The sequence below is a fragment of the Alloprevotella sp. OH1205_COT-284 genome (assembly GCF_003859795.1).
Lineage (GTDB): Bacteria > Bacteroidota > Bacteroidia > Bacteroidales > Bacteroidaceae > Alloprevotella.
Map to the genome: position 1 here is coordinate 1 of NZ_RQYI01000035.1, position 20,448 is coordinate 20,448.

A 20,448-nucleotide genomic window follows, 5' to 3' on the forward strand; every position below is an offset into this window, starting at 1 on the left:
ACCGCCTCTCTTTCAGCCATTTGCCCGACCACTCTCCGGGCTTGCCTTCACTTGCCTTCACCATAACTACCCTCACCTTCAACACCTTAACTCCAAATGCGAAGGCAGCGAAGGCAAAAACACATTATAAGGGACACGCGCGCGCACGCGTGAAGATATAATGACATCTCCCCGAAAAAAGAGAGGCATTTCGGAAAGAAGGCAGTTATTCCGATCGGAAGGGAGGAAAGAAAATCCGGACGGCTTGCAGATTTTTCTAACTCACTTCTAAAATTTTCTACCTAAGAGGTAGACAAGTTTGCTCAAATTTCACATCAAAACCTCATCGCCGAGGATAAACTTTCGCCCCTTTCTCGTGCAACGCGAAGAAAAGAAGGCCGATATTTTTGCGATGACAGTGAAAAATATGGCGTGAAACAGCGTGAAACATTGTTTTTTTTACTACCTTTGCCCTGCAATCATTGGGCTATCCGCCTGCTAAGCATTATTTGAACATGGGAAAAATCATCGCCATCGCCAACCAAAAGGGCGGAGTGGGGAAAACGACGACCTCAATGAACCTCGCCGCTTCGCTCGCCACCCTCGAAAAGAAAGTGCTGCTCGTCGACTGCGACCCGCAGGCCAATGCGTCGAGCGGCTTGGGCGTGGACTTGGGTAAGATCGACAGTTCGGTTTACGAAGTGGTCATCGGGCAACAAGACATACACGAAAATATCTACACCACCGACATCGAGGGGCTCGACATCGTGCCTTCGCACGTCAATCTGTCGGGGGCGGAAGTCGAACTGTTGCAGATCGACAAGCGTGAGTATGTCATCAAAAACATGCTCGCAGACGTAAAAGACGAATACGACTACATCCTGATCGACTGCTCCCCTTCGCTCGGTTTGATCACGGTGAACGCGCTCACCGCGGCCGACTCGGTGATCATCCCCGTGCAATGCGAATATTTCGCCCTCGAAGGCATCACCCAACTGCTCAACACGATCCGCATGATCAAGCTGAGCCTCAACCCCTCGCTCGAAATCGAGGGCTTTCTGGCCACGATGTATGACCGCCGCCTCCGCTCGGCCAATCAGGTGTATGACGAGGTGAAACGCCACTTCCAAGAGTTGGTGTTCAAAACCGTCATTCAGCGCAACGTGAAACTGTCGGAAGCCCCCTCTCACGGCATACCGGCCATTCTCTACGACGTGGAGTCGATCGGCGCGGTGAACTATCTGAGCCTCGCTCGCGAAATCATTCAAAAGAACGCCTAAACGCTCCGTTTCGGGGTGGTTTTGCGTTTTCAAAACGGCAAATATCGTTTTTGAGCACAGTCTAACTGTTTCATTGGCCATTTCTCAGTAAATTTTCTTCTCGCACGCTCTTTTTTTACCTCTGAGCGTGCTCTTTCACATCTCATACGCCTCAGTCCATGGCAGTAAAAAAGAAATTTTCCCACCTCGGCCGCGGCCTCGACGCCCTCATCTCGACCAACGAAGTGAGAACCAGCGGCTCGTCGAGCATCAACGAGGTAGACATCCACAAAATCAAGGCCAACCCCAACCAGCCGCGGCGCGAGTTTGACCCCGATGCCCTCGAAGAATTGGCCGAGAGCATCCGCCAAATCGGCATCATCCAGCCCATCACCCTCCGCAAAATGGAGGACGACACCTATCAGATCATCGCCGGCGAACGCCGTTGGCGCGCCTCGCAAATGGCAGGCCTGCCTGCCATTCCCTCGTATGTGCGCACCGCCGACGACGAGCGGATGATGCAAATGGCACTCGTCGAAAACATACAGCGCGAAGACCTCAACGCCATCGAAATCGCACTGGCCTACCAAAACCTCATCGAGCAATACGACCTCACGCAAGACGCCCTCTCCGAAAAAGTAGGCAAAAAGCGCGCCACCATCGCCAACTATCTCCGCCTGCTCAAACTCCCGGCACAGGTGCAAATGGCACTCCAAAAGCGCGAAATGGATCAAGGCCACGCCCGCGCCCTGCTCGGATTGCAGCAACCCTCGTTGCAGGTGAAACTTTTTGGTGAAATTCAGTCGAAAGGCTACTCCGTGCGACAAGTGGAGGAAATGGTAAAAGCCATCAATGCCGGCGAAACCGTCAAGAGCGGCCGGCGTGCCATAAAAGACCGCAAGAAGGTGTTGGCCGAAGAATATGTGCCCCTGCGCGACCAGCTTTCCAACATCTTCCGCACCAAAGTCACCATGACCTGCCAAGACGGCAAGGGGGCCATCTCCATACCCTTTGCCAACGAAGAGGAATTGGAACGTATCATCGCCCTCTTCGACAAAATGCACTGAGACGCGCAGCCCCGCCTGCCGCAATGCCTCGCAACCCACACCGACCGTGTTGAACATCGTCTTTCCCCGACTTCGCCTCATCGCGCGGACGACACTCTTTGTCCTCGCCACCGCGTCGGCCTTCGGTCAAAAGCCGGCGGTCGACACGCTCGTTACGGCCATCGACACCCTCCCGGTCGCGACAGACACGACCGCCGTTGAGGGCGAACGCAATGCCGAACGCCTGAATAACCTCGCCACACCGGCCGACACCACAGTGTTCTCACGGCCGATCGCCCTCATCGACAACGACCGGCACCGATTCGAGAAAGCCGCCCGGCAAACCGTGAACAAAGTTTTCGTCCCCGACCCGCAACGCGCCCTCTGGCTCTCGCTCGTCGTGCCGGGAGCCGGACAGATCTACAACCGAAAATACTGGAAGCTCCCCATTGTCTACGGCGGATTTCTCGGTTGCACCTACGCCTTTCTTTGGAATCAGCAGATGTATCTGGACTACTCTCAGGCCTACCTCGACATCATGGACTCCGACCCCACGACCAACAGCTACCGCAACATGTTCCCCCCCACCTACGACATCGAGGGGCGCATCGAGCAATTCAAGGGTGTGTTCAAAAACCGCAAAGACCGCTACCGCCGTTGGCGCGACCTCTCGGCCTTTTGCTTCATCGGCGTCTACCTGCTCTCGGTGGTCGATGCCTATGTCGATGCCCAGCTCTCGGTGTTCGACATCAGTCCCGACCTCTCGCTGCGCCTTTCGCCCACGGTGTTCGACCCACACGACACCGCCTTTTTTCGTACCCCCGCTTTCGGACTGGGTGCGTCGCTCACTTTTTAGGAAAATCCGATCGCCGCACAACGCCGGCCTACCCACATCATGAAAAAAATATATGCCCTCTGCTTCGCCCTGACGTTCGGGTGGGGAACCTCAGCCCTCCACGCCCAAACCTCGGCCGAAGACATTGTTGAAACCGCCGACACCGACGCCGACGCCGACGCCGGAAAACCCGCTCCCCTCCCCTATGCCGATCTGCCGGAAGGCATGCGCCAAAATCCCGAACGCCTCCTCAACTCGTGGTATGCCCGCACCTATCTCCGTGTGCTACCCGACACCGCCGTCGACCGCCAACCCGCCCTTGCACCCGAAGTCTGCGCCGACCGCCTCCGCCGTCTGCCCCGACTCATCGCCATGCCCTACAACGACATCGTGCGGCAATACATCGACCAATACACCACGCACCAACGCAGCTTGGTCAGCCTCCTGCTGGGAGCACAAAACTTCTACATCCCCCTCATCGAAGAAGCCCTCGAAGCCGAAGGTCTTCCGCTCGAACTCAAATATCTCCCCATCGTCGAAAGCGCGCTCGACCCCTCGCTCACCGACCGTCGCGGTGCAGCCGGACTTTGGCGAATGCCCCTTGCCACCGCCCGACGCTTCGAACTGACCGTGAACAGCCTCATCGACGAGCGGCGCGACCCCGTCAAATCCAGCCAAGCCGCCGCACGGCATCTCAAAGAACTCTACGACCGCTATGGCGACTGGACAACCGCCATTGCCGCTTTCACCGCCGGAGCCGACAACGTGGACAAAGCCATGCGCCGCGCCGGTGGCGAGCAAGACTACTGGAAGTTTCGCGCCCACCTTCCGCGCGAAAGCCGCGCCGACGTGCCGGCTTTCATTGCCGCCAACTACGTGATGCACCACCACTGCCACCACGCCATAGGCAGCATGGCGACCGAAACACCGGCCGAAACCGACACCCTCATCATCGACCGCGAACTCCACCTCAGCCAAGTGGCCGAAGCCTGCCGCCTCGACCCCGAACTGCTCGCCGAGATGAACCCCCAATATCGCACCGGCATATTGCCCGGCCACACACAACCCTGCGCCCTGCGCCTGCCGACGGCAGCCGTCAAAACCTTTCTCATGCTCGGCGACTCCGTATATCACCACCCCACCCGACAAGTGCAAATGCGCCGCCACCTCGCCGAACCCGCGCCAACGGCCGAAGAAGCCGACGAAAGCACCGAAATGCGCCCCTCAAAGAAACTCTCGCGCAAAGATCCGGCAGAAAGCCGAAAGCGCAAAGAGCGCAAAAGAAACATCCCCTCGACCGTTGTCGTGCGCAAGGGCGACAACCTCTTCGACATCGCCAAACGCAACGGTACAACCGTGGATCAACTCCGCAAAATAAACAAAATCAAGGGCAGCAACATTCGCCCCGGCGACAAAATCCGCCTGAAATAATCACCCTCTCTCCACGGAGCGTCGAGACACTTATCCCCATAAGTTCTCCGACGCTCCGAGCCTTATTCCGACCATTCGCACATGGACACGCCTACACCCATCACCGACATCGAACGCCAAGAAGATGCCCTCATCGAACAAGCCTTCAAACGCCTGCTCGACACCTATCTCGCTTCCAACCACCGCAAGAAAACAGAGATCATCACCAAGGCCTTCAACTTCTCGAAAGCCGCGCACAAAGGCGTGCGCCGCCGCAGCGGCGAGCCCTACATACTCCACCCCATCGCCGTGGCACAAATCATCTGCGGCGAAATAGGCCTCGGATCGACCAGCATCTGCGCCGCCCTGCTCCACGACGTCATCGAAGACACCGACTACACACGCGAAGACATCGCCAACCTCTTCGGAACGAAAGTGGCCAACATCGTCGAAGGCGTAACCAAAGTCAGCGGCGGTCTGCTCAACGGCCGAGCCTCCATGCAGGCCGAGACGTTCAAAAAAATCCTGCTCACCATGAGCGACGACATACGCGTCATTCTCGTCAAGATCGCCGACCGCCTCCACAACATGCGCACACTCTCGTCCATGCTCCCCTCAAAGCAATACAAGATCGTGGGCGAAACCCTCTTCATCTTCGCACCCCTCGCAGACCGCCTCGGCCTGAACCGCATCAAAACCGAGCTCGAAGACCTCTCCTTCAAATACGAGCACCCCGACGACTACCGACTCATGCTCGACAACCTCAAAAGATCCGAGCTCGAACGCGACGACGCCATCAACGATTTCACACCCGCCATACGACAAGCCCTCGACGCCATGGGCGTGGACTACGAACTCAAAGCCCGCATCAAAAGCCCGTACAGCATCTGGCAAAAAATGCAACGCAAACACATCCCCTTCGAAGAAGTCTACGACATACTGGCCATACGCATCGTGTTTCGCCCCAAAAACCGAAAAGAAGAAATCGCCGAGTGCTACAACATCTACGCCGCACTCACACAAATCTACAAACCCCACCCCTCCCGCTTCCGCGACTGGCTATCAACCCCCAAGGCCAACGGCTATCAGGCACTGCACAACACCTTCATGTCCAACCGCGGAAAATGGATCGAAGTACAAATCCGTTCCGACCGCATGGACGACATTGCCGAAGGAGGATTTGCCGCACACTGGAAATACAAAGAAAAAGGCACCGCCTACGACGAGCACGAACTCGACACATGGATCAATTCCATCAAAGAAATACTCGACGACCCACAGCCCGACACTCTCGACCTGCTCGACACCATCAAGCTCAACCTCTTCGCCTCCGAGCTCAACGTCTTCACCCCCAAAGGCGAAATCGTCACCCTCCCCCAAGGCGCCACCGTGCTCGACTTCGCCTTTGCCATACACTCCATGATCGGCAGCCACTGCATCGGCGCAAAAGTAAACCACCGCCTCGTGCCCATGAGCCACCGCCTGTCGAGCGGAGACCAAATCGACATCCTCACCTCCCAAACCGTGCAAATACAACCCGAATGGCTCACCTACGTCACCACCGGAAAAGCCAAAGGAAAAATAGCATCGCACCTGAGAAAAAAAGCCCGGGAACGCCAACGACTCGGCGAAAAAAACTTCAAAGAATACCTCCGACAAAACGACTTTGAAGCCAACGACGCCCACATCAACAAAATCAAATCCCTCCACCACTTCAACACCCCCTCCGAACTCTTTCTGGCCATCGGCGAAGGACGCCTCACCCTCACCCGCCGCGACATCGACCACCTGCGCGGCAAACGCAATGACAAAAAATGGGGCTGGCGCAGATTCGTTCCCTTTCTCAAAGACAAAGCAGTCCCCATCGACGGACTCACACCCACCAACCCCGACACCCTGAAATTCATCGAGCAGCTCGACCGAAAAGCCATACTCACCCTCACCGAAGACGTGCTCGACAAATCCCAATTCTGCCCCCACTGCCACCCCATCAACGGCGACGAAGTCATCGGCTACATCGCCGCAGCCGACACCTTTGAAATACACCGCCGCGACTGCCCTCTCGCCCTCAAACACAAAACCAGCTTCGGCAACAACATCATCGCCGCCCGCTGGGACACCTCGCGCCCCCACAGCCGCACCTACGACACCACCCTCTACCTCGAAGGCGTGGACGCTCGCGGCGTGCTCCGATCCATATCCCACACCTTCGACCGATTTCCCCACCTCACCCTGCGCGCCATCACCCTCAACGCCACCGACGGCATCTTCACCGGACGCCTCCTCGTCGCCCTGCACAACACCGCCGACGCCCAGCAACTCTGCACCGAGCTCAACGCCATACCCGAAGTGTCCAAAGCCGTCCGCCTGCAATGACCCCGTCCGCCACACCACCGCATTCCGCCCGGGAGAGGCACAACGGCGTGAGAGCCGATCCCCGAAAACAACGCGCCGCTTCCCTCCCCTCCTCGGGGGTGGAAGCGGCGGATTCTTGTGGCAGCATCTGTGGCATGTGCGCCGTTGTTCATCCGGGTAAAAACCGCTTATCCGGTCATGAATTTCATAGATTTCTTTTTTACGACTTTTAATTCTTAATGATCCAAACCCCATCATTGTCTTTTCCTTCACGCATAAGAACTCCCAACTTTTGCAAAGCAGAAAGGTCACGCTCTATGGTACGCCGGCTCACCAACAGCATCTCCGACATTCGGCGGCCGGTTATTGTCGGAGACCCTTTAATGATATGTATGATTTTCTGCTGACGATCAGTAAGTTTGGTCTCCGACATATCTCCGACTTTCGTAGTATCTGAGGAAGCAAAAATGATGGTTTGAAATTGAGCAGGTGTTGATTTGAACTTGGGTTTCAACTCGTCCTTATACCCCTCCAAGGCCTTTGTCTCATTGCAGATGCGTGTAAGTCCGCTCCCTCGCTTTTCCATATAGTTAAGTTGAGCCATCACGTTTGCAAGAATGGGATTACGTCTTTCGGAAGAAACATCTGCGATGTCCAAGTTCTGTATCAGCATGCCGTTGTACATTCCACCGGGAGAAATCACAGTAAGACGGTCATCGTAAATGTCAAGATGGACTTCACTCCCCATCACGGTATAGTCACGATGGATGAAATGATTAACCATCGCTTCGAGAACCGCACGCTCTGCATATTCAGGTTTGTTCTTGCGTCCATTCGGTAGCTTCTCCCAGCCTCTCTTTGTGTTTGACTTCACAAAGTTCATGGCCTCGCGCAAAAGCATCAACACATTGCCTGTAAACTCCGCATCATTGATGGCATCGCCCTTTTCCTTACCATCCCAACGAGTACAATACAAGCGACATTGCCATAGCGGACAGTCATCTGCAAACAATGCACCGGCATTCGTAAGGTAGCCTGCACCGGTTACCAGTCCAAACGACAAGAGATACTTTTTGTCGAAAAATGGCATTAAATCTCCCTTTCACACATAATTTAGGCAAAGAAAACAACACCACACCGCCCCCGACCCTCCCTCGCGCGCCGAGGCTTACTCCGCATTTCGACACCTCCACCCTGCAAAAACGCCCTATACAAAAGGACTCTCGCCCCCTCCGAAAATTAAAAAAGGCCGTCGATAGCTCTAAAAACATCCGTCATAAAAAAGTTTTTGTAAAACAAAGTTTGCATTTACAAATCATTTTTGTACATTTGCAGCCGTAAGCCGAAATTGTGCCCTTTTGTGAAAAAACAATCTCGCACACCCCACACCCCGCCTCGAAAGACAACGGTGTCCGCGGCTCCCAACCATATCCCGACATAACACTCACCCCCAACCCCCTCACACTATGGAGACTTTTTTTCAATCGCACGCCTACCTCATTGAGCACACCAACGCCCCCGTGCGTCGGGCGCTGATGGACACCATCGACTGGAGCTACCGACTGATCGGCATCCGTGGCCCCAGAGGAGTGGGGCGCACCTCCTTTCTGCTCTCCTACGCCAAAGAAAACTTCGACCCGCGCCTGCGCCAGTGCCTCTATGTGAACATGAACTCTTTCTACTTCCAAGGGCGCAAACTCGTCGATTTCGCCGCCGACTTCATCAAAGCCGGCGGACAGGTCTTGCTCATCGACCAAGCCTTCAAGCTCCCCAGCTGGCGCGAACAGCTCATCGAGTGCTACGAGCGATTTCCCTATCTGCGCATCGTTTTCTCCACCACCTCCGTGCGCGGCGGCGAAAACAACCACACAGAACTCAACTCCATCGCCCGGCAATATTGGCTGCACGGCTTCTCGTTCAGAGAGTTCGTCAATCTGCAAACCGGCGAAAACTTCCGAGCCTACACCCTCAAAGAGCTGCTCGAAGACCACAAGACCATACTCAAAACCATACTCCCCAAGGTGCGCCCTTGGGAATATTTCCAGCAATACCTCCACCACGGCTACTACCCCTTCTTCCTCGAAAGTCGCAACTTCACCGAAAATCTCCTCCGCTCGATGAACACGATGATCGAAGTAGACATCCTCTTCATCAAGCAAATAGAGCTGAAATATCTCGAACGCATCAAAAAACTCCTCTATCTGCTCGCCGTCAGCGAAAGCTCCTCGCCCAACGTCAGCAAACTGGCCGAAGAAATCGGCACGTCGCGCGCAACGGTGATGAACTACCTCAAATATCTCGAAGAAGCCCGACTCATCAACCTCATCTACAAGCAAGACGAGAGCTTCCCCAAGAAACCCGCCTCCGTCGTGCTCCACAATCCCAACCTCATCTATTCCATCTACTCGCCCGACATCTCTGAGCAGCAAATCATGGAAACTTTCTTTGTCAATGCCCTCTGGCGACACCACACCGTCTGCCGAGGCAAACGCGACAGCCTCTACAAAATCAACGGCAACACCGACATCTGCGTGTGCGACCGCTCCAAGCGCGTCAAGAGCGACCCCAACACCATTCTCGCCCGCTACAACACCGAAGTCGGACGCGGCGACAACGAAATACCCCTCTGGCTCTTCGGTTTCCTCCACTGATCGGCGTCCCCCCCTGCGCCTACGCATCCTCGCTGCTCCTGCGCGCACACCGCCACGGCAGCAACACCAATCGAAGCCGGCAGCCGAAACACACCGTTTCGACATCCCCACACGGCAACACCGCCACACCTCGACATTTCGCTCCGAGCAAGCTCCCACACCGTGGCAGCCGCTCGGAGCGAAATTCATTTTCGCCCGCAGCCCTCGCCCCCTCGCCATCCCCCTCCCCTCTTCCCACGCCGCACCGCGATCCCCATTTAGAGCGATCCCATAAAAAGAAATACAAAAAATACACGGTTTTTTAGAAAAAAGAAAGATTTCAGACAAAACTTTTTGTTAAGCCCGTTTTGCATATAAAAAAGAAAGAGTACCTTTGCAGGGAGATAATTTGTAATCATTCCAATTTATACACCCCCTCTTACCGCAAATTATCTCTCATGCTCGGTGCAGTCCCGCCCCCGGAGCCCCGCGCGACACCGTTTCCCACTCCGTCCGCTTCCGCCCCGACCGCTTGGCGAGCACGCCTTTGAACAAAACATAACAATCATAATCACACAGCATTATGTCTAAGAAATTCATCACCTGTGATGGCAATCAGGCAGCGGCACACATCGCCTACATGTTCAGCGAAGTGGCCGCCATCTACCCCATCACCCCCTCGTCCACCATGGCCGAATATGTAGACGACTGGTCGGCACAAGGCCAAAAAAACATGTTCGGCGAAACCGTTCTCGTGCAGGAAATGCAGAGCGAAGGCGGAGCCGCCGGAGCCGTACACGGATCTCTCCAAGCCGGAGCACTCACCACCACCTTCACCGCATCGCAAGGCCTGCTCCTCATGATCCCCAACATGTATAAGATCGCCGGAGAATTTCTCCCCTGCGTCTTCCACGTGTCGGCACGCACCATCGCCAGCCACGCCCTCAGCATCTTCGGCGACCACCAAGACGTCATGTCGGCGCGCCAAACCGGTTTTGCCATTCTCGCCGAAGGCAGCGTGCAGGAAGTGATGGATCTCGCCGGCGTCGCACACCTCGCCTCCATCAAAACAAGAGTGCCCTTCATGAACGTCTTCGACGGATTCCGCACCTCACACGAAATCCAAAAAATCGAGCGGCTCGACATCGAAGACCTCAAACCCCTCGTAGACCAAGAAGCCCTCACCGACTTCCGCAACCGCGCCCTCAGCCCCGAACGCCCCGTGGCGCGAGGCATGGCCGAAAACCCCGAAACCTTCTTCGCACACCGCGAAAGCTGCAACCCCTTCTATCAAGCCGTGCCCGATGCCGTTGAAGCCTACATGAACGAAATCAGCCGCATCACCGGACGCCGCTACGGACTCTTCAACTACTACGGAGCCCCAGACGCCGACCGCGTCATCATTCTCATGGGATCGGCCTCCGAAGCCGCACGCGAAGCCATCGACCACCTTGCCGAAAAAGGCGAAAAAGTAGGTCTGGTCAGCGTACACCTCTACCGTCCCTTCTCCGTCAAACACCTCCTCGCCGCAGTGCCCAAAACCGTCAAGCGCATCGCCGTGCTCGACCGCACCAAAGAACCCGGAGCCAACGGCGAACCCCTCTACCTCGACGTCAAAGAAGCCTACTACGGCATGCCCGACGCACCCCTCATCGTAGGCGGACGCTACGGACTCGGATCCAACGACACCACCCCCGCACAAATGATGGCCGTCTACGAAAACCTCGCCCTCGCCGAACCCAAAAACCACTTCACCATCGGCATCGTAGACGACGTCACCTTCACCTCACTCCCCCAAAAAGAAGAAATCGCACTCGGAGGCGAAGGCATGTTCCAAGCCAAATTCTACGGACTCGGAGCCGACGGCACCGTGGGAGCCAACAAAAACTCCATCAAAATCATCGGCGACACCACCGACAAATACTGTCAGGCCTACTTCTCCTACGACTCCAAAAAGTCGGGCGGTTTCACCTGCTCCCACCTCCGCTTCGGCAACCACCCCATCCGCTCCACCTACCTCGTCACCACCCCCAACTTCGTGGCCTGCCACGTGCAGAGCTACATGAACCTCTACGACGTGCTCAGAGGCATACAGCCCGGCGGAACATTCCTGCTCAACACCATTTGGGAAGACGACGACCTCGTGCGCAACATGCCCAACAAAATCAAGCGCACCCTCGCCCGGAAAAACATCACCTTCTACGCCATCAACGCCACCAAAATCGCACGCGAGATCGGACTGGGCAACCGCACCAACACCATTCTCCAAAGCGCATTCTTCCGCATCACAGGCGTCATTCCCGTTGACAAGGCCGTGGAGGAAATGAAACACTTCATCGTCAAATCCTACGGCAAAAAAGGCCAAGACATCATCGACAAAAACTACGCCGCCGTAGACCGCGGAGGAGAATACCGGCAAGTACCCGTAGATCCCGCATGGGCAAACCTCGCCGACAACCACAACACCGACGACCAAGCCCCCGACTTCATCAAAAACGTCACCCGCGTCATCAACGCCCAAATGGGCAACGACCTCCCCGTCAGCGCATTCAAAGGACACGAAGACGGAACATGGCCGCAAGGCACAGCCGCCTACGAAAAACGAGGAGTGGCGGCATTCGTGCCCCGATGGAAACCCGAAAACTGCATTCAGTGCAACAAGTGCGCCTACGTCTGCCCCCACGCCGTAGTGCGACCCTTCGTGCTCGACGACAGCGAGAAAACAGGCTTCGAGTCGCCCACACTCGACATCAAAGCCCCCGTGCAGCTCAAAGGCATGCAATTCCGCATCCAAGTCAGCGTGCTCGACTGCACCGGCTGCGGCAACTGCGCCGACGTCTGCCCCGGCAATCCCCGAGCAGGCGGCAAAGCCCTCGAAATGATGCCCCTCGAAGGCGAGCTCAACGAAGTAGACAACTGGAACTACCTCATCAAAAACGTCAAGAGCAAGCAAAACCTGCTCGACATCACCAACATACCCAAAAACACCCAGTTTGCCACACCCCTCTTCGAGTTCTCGGGCGCATGTGCCGGATGCGGAGAAACACCCTACGTCAAACTCGTCAGCCAACTCTTCGGCGACCGCGAGCTCGTGGCCAACGCCACCGGCTGTTCCTCCATCTACTCCGGTTCCATCCCCTCCACCCCCTACACCACCAACGCCGACGGACACGGCCCCGCATGGGCAAACTCGCTCTTTGAAGACTTCTGCGAATTTGGCTTGGGCATGACGCTGGCCAACCGCAAAATGCGCGAACGCATCCGCATCCTGCTCGAACAAAGCCTCCAATCCGAACACACCGGCGAAGACTTCAAGCAAGCCGCACGCGAATGGATCGAAGGCAAAGACAACGCCGCAGCCTCAAAAGCCGCCTCCAACAAGCTCAAACCCCTCATCCGCGAAGGAAAAGCCGCCGGATGCCCCGTTTGCGCACAACTCGCCGAACTCGACCACTTCCTCACCAAACGCAGCCAGTGGATCATCGGAGGCGACGGAGCAGCCTACGACATCGGATACGGCGGACTCGACCACGTCATCGCATCGGGAGAAGACGTCAATATCCTCGTGCTCGACACCGAAGTCTACTCCAACACCGGCGGACAGTCCTCCAAAGCCACCCCCGTCGGAGCCATGGCCAAATTTGCCGCATCAGGAAAACGCATTCGCAAAAAAGACCTCGGACTCATCGCCACCACCTACGGCTACGTCTACGTCGCACAAATCGCCATGGGAGCCGACCACGCACAAACCCTCAAAGCCATCCGCGAAGCCGAAGCCTATCCCGGCCCCTCGCTCATCATCGCCTACTCACCCTGCATCGCCCACGGACTCAAAGCCGGCATGGGAAAATCGCAGGCCGAAGAAGAACTGGCCGTGAAGTGCGGATACTGGCACCTCTGGCGCTACAACCCCGCCCTCGAAGCCGAAGGCAAAAACCCCTTCATCCTCGACTCGAAAGCACCCAACTGGGCAGACTTCCAAGACTTCCTCACCGGAGAAGTACGATTCCAAGCTCTCAAAAAGCAGTTCCCCGAACAAGCCGCCGAACTCTTCCAAGCCTGCGAAGACAACGCCAAGCGTCGCTATCAGAGCTACGTGCGCATGAGCAAAGCCGACTGGGCAACCGCAGAGGAATAACCCCCTCGTCCACAACCCCATACAACCGAAGAAGACCACACCTCGCGTGTGGTCTTCTTCTTTTTTTCTCCCCCCTTCGTGCCGCCCGGCGCGGTCGTGGCAGGAGGCCGGCGCAGGAGGTCGGCAGCCGAGGAGGAGGGATCAAGGCGTGTCGCCACACACCTCTTCGTCGCAGTGCCCGGCAGACACGTCGGGCGCGCCGCTTGCCGTGGCCGCCATGTCGGAGCGAAGCGATTGGGCAAGCGTTTGCAGATACGAACCCACGCCCAACACCGAACCGGTGTAGATGAGGCATTGGGCAAAAATCCACAACACACTCTCGTCAATCGAACCCACCGGCGGCGCCCAAAAGCCCAGCAGCGCAAACCCCGTGCCCACCGCCAGCATCCCCACCGCCGTGGCCTGCTGAATGCGGAGGCGGAGGGGAGAAGCGGCTTTCATCGTCGCAGAACGCATCATCCGCCGATACCGGGATTGGGGGCTACGGTCTTTTCGCCCTGTTTGAGGAATTTGATCATGCCGTTTTTCACGCTCAGCGCGCGGCGCATCTTGCCGCTCGGCGTAAACACCACGTGTACGCCCATGATGTTGCCCACGACAACATCCTCCGCCTTGGCCGCACCCTTCGAGCGGAGCGAAGCGCGGAAACTGCCCAAATCGCCGAGGCGAACGCTCAGACCGGCCTGCAAGCAGTCGATGATTTCCACTTCGAGCGCATCGACCACCGCCTTCACGTCAGACGAGGCGAGCGTACATTTCTTCTCGATCCGCTCGATGATTTTGGCGTTGTTCATCGGCACGGGGCTGATGAGGGCGGGATAAAACTTCTTGACTTTCGTAATGGGATTTTTGCGAGATACAATGTGATAAGTCATCATAAGGCAAATGTTTTTTTTGATGGTGAATGAATAAAACAAACGGTGGTGGCGGAACATCCGCCCTTCGACCCTTTTGGCGCCAAGGTCGGGGCAGCGGCGCGGTGCGCAATGTCGGCATCGGGAGTCCGTCGCCGTGCGCGGTGGCCGCCGCCCTACATATATATAGGTAAAAACGAGAGGCCGAATCGGACAGCTTTGCCAAAAAACTTTCCGATTTTGACGTTTTTTTTGACTACGACCCTCATTTTCGCCCTTTCGTCATACTTTTTTGCGAATGTCAATGACGATCGGCGTCTTCGCCGCATGCAGGCGGCGCATCAGAGCGTGAAAGGTGGCAATGCTCTCCGTCACGCGTCCCACCACCGTGTTGCGCCCCACGAGGATGCAGCCCCGCGTGTCGGCCGGAGCATTGCCCACGTGAATGAGCACCCCCTCGAAATGCGGCACATCGACCAAACGCGGCAGCCGACCGCCATAGGGCTTTGCCCAAGCATAGCGGCCGGGGCGCGAGTAGCGCGGCGAAACCACGTCCAGCCTCACCGCGTAGCGACCCTCCGGAATGGCCGTGCGGCCGGGAGTTTTCGTTTCGCGCGTCCAGTCGATGGCGCGAGGTTCGAGCGTGTGACAGAAAAAATGCCCGTCGATCGAAAGACGGCCGATGCTGTAAGTATTGCGCACGGCAATACGTTGAAGTTCGAGAATCATAATAAGAAAAGTTTGAAAAGATGATTTTTGAAAAAAACAAATAGACCGAAAACCGAAGCGTCGGCCGACCCGCCCCTCCCAACGAAGCCGACGGCCGCCGCGAAGAGCGGTGAACGACAACGCAGCCCACCCCCTGCCCCGACACACCCTCCGCGCCCCGATCGGCACACAGGCATACCGCCCCGACACATCCCGGCGTCAGCCGACACGCCCGATCGGAACCATGCGCCCCACCCTTCGCAAATCGCCGCAGGCATATTGCCGCCGCATCCGCTCCTTGGCGCGCTCCAAGTGTCGGAGAGCCGAGCGCGGCGTGCACCCCAACTCTTGGGCAATGTCGCCCGTCGTCCACCCGTCGGCATGCAGGCAGAGGGCACGGCGTTGCAGCGGCGGCAACCGCTCCACCGCCGCGGCCAGCGCGCGGTCGGCATAGCAGTCAAGACGAGTGGCCGAAGCCCTGTCCGCACGCGGCGCAGAGGTCGGCGCGTCGGCACAAGGCGGAGCGGCAGGACGGAGCGGACGGATCGCCACGTCGAGATCGTCGAAATCGTCGGCCGGACAGGCCATGCGCTCAAACGTGTCGGGCGTCGGCGCCTCCGCCCACCTGCCGCGGTCGCGCCGATGACGATAGTTGAACGTCTGCAACCGCCGTCGCACAAAGGCTTGAAGCCACGCCTCGGCAGCCTCGTCTTCGAGCTGCGGCGGAAGTTGCAAAAAGATTTCCGTCAGCACGGTTTGCAGATTGTCGTCGATTTCGGAAGCATGCAGCGTCCCCGCCGCCACCCACCGCCGAATGCTCGGCAGGCGCGGTGCAACAAGGCGGCTGAAAAGAGAAATAGTCGTGTTCATGGTGTTTGAGATTGAGATAAAAAATGTCGTTCATTGCCCATCGCCGCCGTTTCCGCCCTCGTCGTCCCCTCCCCCTGCGCCGTCTTCCGCTCCAAGCTCGGCGGCCGATATTGTTTGAGCAGTTCGATGGCCGCCGCGGCGTCGCCCCCCGTCTGTCGCAACGCCTCCTCGTAGAGCCTGCGGGCTTCCTGCGGCGAAACGGCACGCCTTTCCTGCCGTTCGTATTCGGCCTCGCGCTCTCGCCGTTGTCGTTCCCACTCAGCGCGGTTCTCCCTCACCTGCCGCTCGGCACGTTCGGCCGTTTCTCGGGCTTCGGCCTCGCGCCGACGGAGCGGATAGACCGTTTTGACGAAATACTGCTCCCAACACCGCGCCGCGTTTTTCCAAAATCGCATCTTGCCCCCCTGCCGCGTCCGCCAACCTTTGGCCTCGTAGTGTCCGTAAAACTCCTCCGCTCTCGATTGAAAGCCCATCTCTTCCCAATAGGCCTTCGCCTCCTTCAAAGAGCAGGGCGCATCTCCGTTCGATGCCGCAACCTCTCCGTTCGCCGCCGCTTCGGACATATACGCCGCATCATTTGTTTCGCATCCCTTCTTGTTTTCGTCACTTTTCGCCGTCGCTCCTCCTTCGGTTCGTAAATTTTCGTCCAACACACTTTCCTCCCCTTTTATTTCCTTCGTTTCCGTCGCAGATTTCTCCGCACAAGCCTTGTCGTCCTTTCCAACCACCCCATAGAGCGAAGCAAAAACCTCGGCTTCTTTTGAAGAAGATTTTTCTTCTTCTTTTTCTTCTGCCAAATGTTTAATGGGTAATCCGTAATCTGTAATAGATAATATATGAGTCGGCGTTCGTTGTTCGCTATCAGCACGTTGCGCAGCCATCCCCTCTTCCCCTCCGTCCGCTTTGCCCATACCGTCCGCTCGTTGGTGATTATCAGATGTTTGCGCAATGTTTCTTCGTTCGGTTTCGTCTGCTTCTTGCTCCGACCTCTCCGATTCAATGCTTCGTTGGTGACTATCAGATGTTTGCGCAATGTTTCTTCGTTCGGCCGCCACACTGTCCTCGAAAGTTTCTTCGACATTTTCGGTCAAGCTCGAAAAAAGGGCTTCTTCTCCGCTCCGATAGGTGCGATTGGCCGTTTTTATCGACCCCAAGCCATATCGGTCGAGGTCGTAGTTGATGACGCGGTGGCAGAAGTTGAAATAAATCTCCGTGTTCATCGACAATGCTGTGGGTTTCAGCCCTTTTGTGCCATACATGACGAGGGCAAAAATCAGTTCTTTCTGTTCGTTGAGGGGCAACTTCCGAATATCGTCGATCCACGACGTGTAAAACATAAATCCGCTTCTTTTTCTCTTCTCTCCTTCCGCTTTCGCAGTTGCGTTTGCCTTTCGTTTCGCGGTTCCTCTCGCTTTTATTCCTTCGTCTGCTTTTTGTTTCATGGTTTTTCTCGTCTTTGTGTTTACTGTTGCTTGTTGTTTCATGGTTTCTCCTGCATTCGCACCTGCTGCCGCTTATTGCTCCGCGACTTCTCTCGCATTCGCACCTGCTGCCGCTTATTGCTCCGCGACTTCTCTCGCATTCACGCCTACTGCCGCTTATTGCTCCGCGGTTTCTCTCGCATTCTCGCCTGCTATCGCTCTCTGTTTCGCAACTTCCTCCACTTTTATCTTTTCAATCTGCGGCATATCGTTCTTTGTTTGAGTGTTTTTCGTGTTTTCCTCTTCGATTTCGATCGTTTGCAGTCGCAAAAGTAATAAATAGTTGCGAATTCAGCAACCAAAAACATTTATTTATTTCGATTTCTTGCGAGCACTCAAATCAATTTCTTTCGATTTTTCGCCTCACTCTTATCTTTTCCGTCATTTCCTCTTTATTTCGTGCATTTTTCTCCCCGTCCGTCTACCTCTGAGGTAGGATTTTTTAGCTCAGAGTCCGTTTTTTCTACCTCCAATGCCGTTCTTCTCACGTCTCGATCGCAACAAACAATGCTTTCACCCTCCTTTCGGAAAATCCGTCATTTTTTAGGCCGATTTTAATACGCTCATTGTCTTTATAGCCCTCCCGATCGCAATAAAAAAGCAGCGGCCGAGGGGTGCTTCACAAAAAAGCACTACCTTTGCAGCCGGCGTCATAAAGATGTCGTTGCTCAAACACTTATATCCCTTCAATGAAAAAAACATTTCTTTTTCTTCTTCTTTTGCTCGCCCTTTTCAGCGGCATCTCCGCCACGGCACAGCAGTTTAAGTTTGGTGTCGAAACCGGCGCAACTCTCAACCGCCCTCCCTATTCCGATCTGAAAGCCGGCGTCTCCTTTGGAGCGAAGGTCGAAATGACCTTGCCGCAGTTGGGCAAAGGCTGGTATGCGGAAACCGCTGTCGGATTGCGGCAGCAGCGTTGGAACTACCGCCGGCTCGTCACAACGGCCGTTGTCGGTGCGAAGCCCGGTTTGAGCGTTCGCGAGAGCGACCCCTGTTACCTCTATGTTCCTCTCCGCATCGGTCGCAAGTTCGACCTCGCCACCAATGTGCGCCTTTATGCCAAAGCCGGTGCCTATTTCGGTTACGGCCTTTTCGGAAAGACCCGCCACACCTCTCAGCCGATTGACGGCAGTGAAAGAATGTTTTTTACCGAAACCAAAGTTTTCGGCGACAGCGAAGCTTCCCTCGCGCGCTATCAAGAACAGCAGGAGTGGGGTACAAGCCTCCAAATGGGTGTTGAGTTGTGTCGCCGCTTCCAAATCGGGCTGGGCTACGACCATGCTTTTTCCGATTTCCAAAAGATGCTCGAACTCAACAACCGACTCTACACCCTCTCGGTGAGCTATCTGTTCTGATTTCGGCCGATCGCTTTCCGTTTCGGGGAAGATTTCCTTAAAGAGGCCGCCGCAAAACCACACGCCCGACATTTGACGATCAGCATGTCATGTGTATTGATCTGTGCGTTTGGGATAGGTTTTGCGGCGGCCTCTCAAAAGTTTAACCTTAGTTTGTGAGCGTTGAAGACAATACCCGATATGATATAATCTCGACGAAAACAAATATTTTATACCTTTTCGGGAATAATATTGAAACAAATGGCTAAATTTGTACCCGATATGATACAATTTTCATGCCCATGAATAATCTGTCTGCCACGGTAAAGATGTTGAGAAAGCAATATGGCCTGACCCAAGAAGAGCTTTCGCTAAAATCGGGAGTCGGGCTTCGCTTTGTCCGAGATCTTGAACAAGGAAAGAAAACGCTGCGTCTTGATAAGGTGAATCTACTTCTTGATTTCTTTAATTATGAAATGGTCGCCACCAAAAAATCGGCTGCACGATGAAACAGGCCAATATATTTTATAAAGACCGGCATGCCGGTGTTTTAACCGAGACCGATGCCGGATATGAGTTCCGCTATCTTTCGGACTATCTCTCCATGGAATCGCCCCAAGCCGTCAGTTTGACATTGCCTTTGAGAGGAGAAACATACACAAGCCGTGTGTTGTTTCCTTTTTTCGACGGCTTGATCCCCGAGGGGTGGTTGCTGGATGTGGCTTTGCGCAATACCGACATCAGCATGCTCGACCGCATGTCTTTGTTGCTAACCTGTTGCAAAGATTGTATCGGAGCGGTGAGCGTTGTACCTGTTGAAGAAAGGGAGGAAAGCGATGTGTAATTGTTTGTATTGTTATCGTCCGCTCCTAAATGGAGAAAAAGATATGCACAAGGCTTGCATCAAGAAGTTTTTCGGGGTGACGACTTTGCCTGTACTTGACTATACGACAGAGCAACTTGATCGGCTTGCCTTGAAAATCATTCAAGACCAAACCTCTCTGACCGGTGTTCAGCCGAAGCTGTCATTGCATCTTAACAAACATGAGGGTAGCCGGCGATTGACCATTGTAGGACTTTGGGGGGCTTACATTTGTAAACCGCAGACCGTAGAATATGAAATGATGCCGGAGGTGGAGGATTTGACGATGCACCTTGCGGAAGTGGCAAATATCGAAGTCGTCCCCCATACCTTGATGCGGATGGCAGATGATACGCTTTGCTATCTTACCCGCAGAGTAGACAGAACGGCAAGTGGAGAAAAGACAGCCATGGAAGACATGTGCCAACTGACGGAGAGGCAAACGGAAGATAAGTACAAAAGCAGTTATGAGCGTATAGGTAAGGCTATTTTGAAGTATTCGTCCCTGCCCAAAATGGATGTTACCATTTTTTTTGAATTGGTGCTTTTCTCTTGGCTTACCGGAAACAACGACATGCACTTGAAGAATTTCTCATTATGAGACCTCTGCAAAACTATTTTCTTTTTTATTTTGTCAATTCTTTCTTTTTTTGTATCTTTACCCTATGAAGATCTCCCCCTGCTCCC

At 55.3% G+C, this 20,448-nt stretch carries 17 protein-coding genes and 1 pseudogene; 12 read left to right on the forward strand and 6 right to left on the reverse strand.

All coding sequences use genetic code 11. The features are described from left to right. Positions 1-494 precede the first annotated feature (494 nt). The 5 genes from EII14_RS08005 to EII14_RS08025 all read left to right on the forward strand — a co-directional run bounded on the left by EII14_RS08005 (position 495) and on the right by EII14_RS08025 (position 6,905). Positions 495-1,259, forward strand: a complete 765-nt coding sequence (locus tag EII14_RS08005) for a ParA family protein (protein WP_124932023.1) — start codon at positions 495-497, stop codon at positions 1,257-1,259. Positions 1,260-1,417: 158 nt separating this feature from the next. After that, positions 1,418-2,305: a ParB/RepB/Spo0J family partition protein gene (locus tag EII14_RS08010; protein ID WP_124932024.1), complete on the forward strand. Its 888-nt coding sequence runs from the start codon at positions 1,418-1,420 to the stop codon at positions 2,303-2,305. Between the two features lie 46 nt (positions 2,306-2,351). Beyond that, a complete protein-coding gene (locus tag EII14_RS09515; protein WP_233569416.1) occupies positions 2,352-3,140 on the forward strand; it encodes a DUF5683 domain-containing protein in 789 nt (262 codons plus the stop codon). A gap of 39 nt (positions 3,141-3,179) precedes the next feature. Then, on the forward strand, positions 3,180-4,550 hold the full coding sequence (locus EII14_RS08020) for a lytic transglycosylase domain-containing protein (protein WP_124932025.1): 1,371 nt from the start codon (positions 3,180-3,182) through the stop codon (positions 4,548-4,550). Positions 4,551-4,631: 81 nt separating this feature from the next. After that, positions 4,632-6,905: a bifunctional (p)ppGpp synthetase/guanosine-3',5'-bis(diphosphate) 3'-pyrophosphohydrolase gene (locus EII14_RS08025; RefSeq protein WP_124932026.1), complete on the forward strand. Its 2,274-nt coding sequence runs from the start codon at positions 4,632-4,634 to the stop codon at positions 6,903-6,905. Between the two features lie 208 nt (positions 6,906-7,113). Here the strand turns inward: EII14_RS08025 and EII14_RS08030 are convergent, their stop codons facing one another. Further along, positions 7,114-7,974, reverse strand: a complete 861-nt coding sequence (locus EII14_RS08030; RefSeq protein WP_233569417.1) for an ATP-binding protein — start codon at positions 7,972-7,974, stop codon at positions 7,114-7,116. A 376-nt stretch (positions 7,975-8,350) separates the two neighbouring features. Between EII14_RS08030 and EII14_RS08035 the strand changes: the two genes are divergently transcribed. Both EII14_RS08035 and nifJ read left to right on the forward strand, forming a co-directional pair. Next, positions 8,351-9,535 carry an AAA family ATPase gene (locus tag EII14_RS08035; RefSeq protein ID WP_124932027.1) on the forward strand — a complete coding sequence of 395 codons (1,185 nt, stop codon included), beginning with the start codon at positions 8,351-8,353 and terminating at the stop codon, positions 9,533-9,535. Between the two features lie 562 nt (positions 9,536-10,097). Continuing rightward, on the forward strand, positions 10,098-13,652 hold the full coding sequence (gene nifJ / locus EII14_RS08040) for a pyruvate:ferredoxin (flavodoxin) oxidoreductase (protein WP_124932028.1): 3,555 nt from the start codon (positions 10,098-10,100) through the stop codon (positions 13,650-13,652). Between the two features lie 141 nt (positions 13,653-13,793). On the opposite strand, the gene EII14_RS08045 is transcribed toward nifJ, so the two are convergent. The 5 genes from EII14_RS08045 to EII14_RS08065 form a co-directional block, all read right to left on the reverse strand. Next, positions 13,794-14,111 (reverse strand): hypothetical protein, encoded by a 318-nt coding sequence (locus EII14_RS08045; RefSeq protein WP_124932029.1) that lies wholly within the window; start codon positions 14,109-14,111, stop codon positions 13,794-13,796. Beyond that, the gene (locus tag EII14_RS08050) at positions 14,108-14,530 is read right to left on the reverse strand and encodes an HU family DNA-binding protein (RefSeq protein WP_158608358.1); all 423 of its coding nucleotides are present in this window, start codon (positions 14,528-14,530) and stop codon (positions 14,108-14,110) included. The genes EII14_RS08045 and EII14_RS08050 overlap by 4 nt, the downstream gene beginning before the upstream one ends. Before the next feature lie 258 nt (positions 14,531-14,788). Then, the gene (locus EII14_RS08055; protein WP_124932031.1) at positions 14,789-15,235 is read right to left on the reverse strand and encodes a DUF5675 family protein; all 447 of its coding nucleotides are present in this window, start codon (positions 15,233-15,235) and stop codon (positions 14,789-14,791) included. Positions 15,236-15,433: 198 nt separating this feature from the next. Beyond that, complete coding sequence (locus tag EII14_RS08060) at positions 15,434-16,084, reverse strand: RNA polymerase sigma factor (protein ID WP_124932032.1); 651 nt, start codon at positions 16,082-16,084, stop codon at positions 15,434-15,436. After that, entirely contained in the window at positions 16,081-17,526 is a 1,446-nt protein-coding gene (locus tag EII14_RS08065; protein ID WP_124932033.1) for a DUF6291 domain-containing protein, read from the reverse strand. Before EII14_RS08065 ends, EII14_RS08060 begins: the two co-directional genes overlap by 4 nt. Before the next feature lie 75 nt (positions 17,527-17,601). Between EII14_RS08065 and EII14_RS08070 the strand changes: the two genes are divergently transcribed. The 5 genes and pseudogenes from EII14_RS08070 to EII14_RS08090 form a co-directional block, all read left to right on the forward strand. Continuing rightward, positions 17,602-17,841 carry a hypothetical protein gene (locus EII14_RS08070; RefSeq protein ID WP_124932034.1) on the forward strand — a complete coding sequence of 80 codons (240 nt, stop codon included), beginning with the start codon at positions 17,602-17,604 and terminating at the stop codon, positions 17,839-17,841. Positions 17,842-18,254: 413 nt separating this feature from the next. Further along, positions 18,255-18,920 carry an outer membrane beta-barrel protein gene (locus tag EII14_RS08075; protein WP_124932035.1) on the forward strand — a complete coding sequence of 222 codons (666 nt, stop codon included), beginning with the start codon at positions 18,255-18,257 and terminating at the stop codon, positions 18,918-18,920. A gap of 281 nt (positions 18,921-19,201) precedes the next feature. After that, complete coding sequence (locus EII14_RS08080) at positions 19,202-19,408, forward strand: helix-turn-helix transcriptional regulator (RefSeq protein ID WP_124932036.1); 207 nt, start codon at positions 19,202-19,204, stop codon at positions 19,406-19,408. After that, positions 19,405-19,743: a HipA N-terminal domain-containing protein gene (locus EII14_RS08085; protein WP_124932037.1), complete on the forward strand. Its 339-nt coding sequence runs from the start codon at positions 19,405-19,407 to the stop codon at positions 19,741-19,743. The genes EII14_RS08080 and EII14_RS08085 overlap by 4 nt, the downstream gene beginning before the upstream one ends. Further along, positions 19,736-20,359 (forward strand): annotated as a pseudogene (locus tag EII14_RS08090) (HipA domain-containing protein); the annotation flags it as partial. The gene EII14_RS08085 and the pseudogene EII14_RS08090, both read left to right, overlap by 8 nt. Positions 20,360-20,448: the final 89 nt, after the last annotated feature.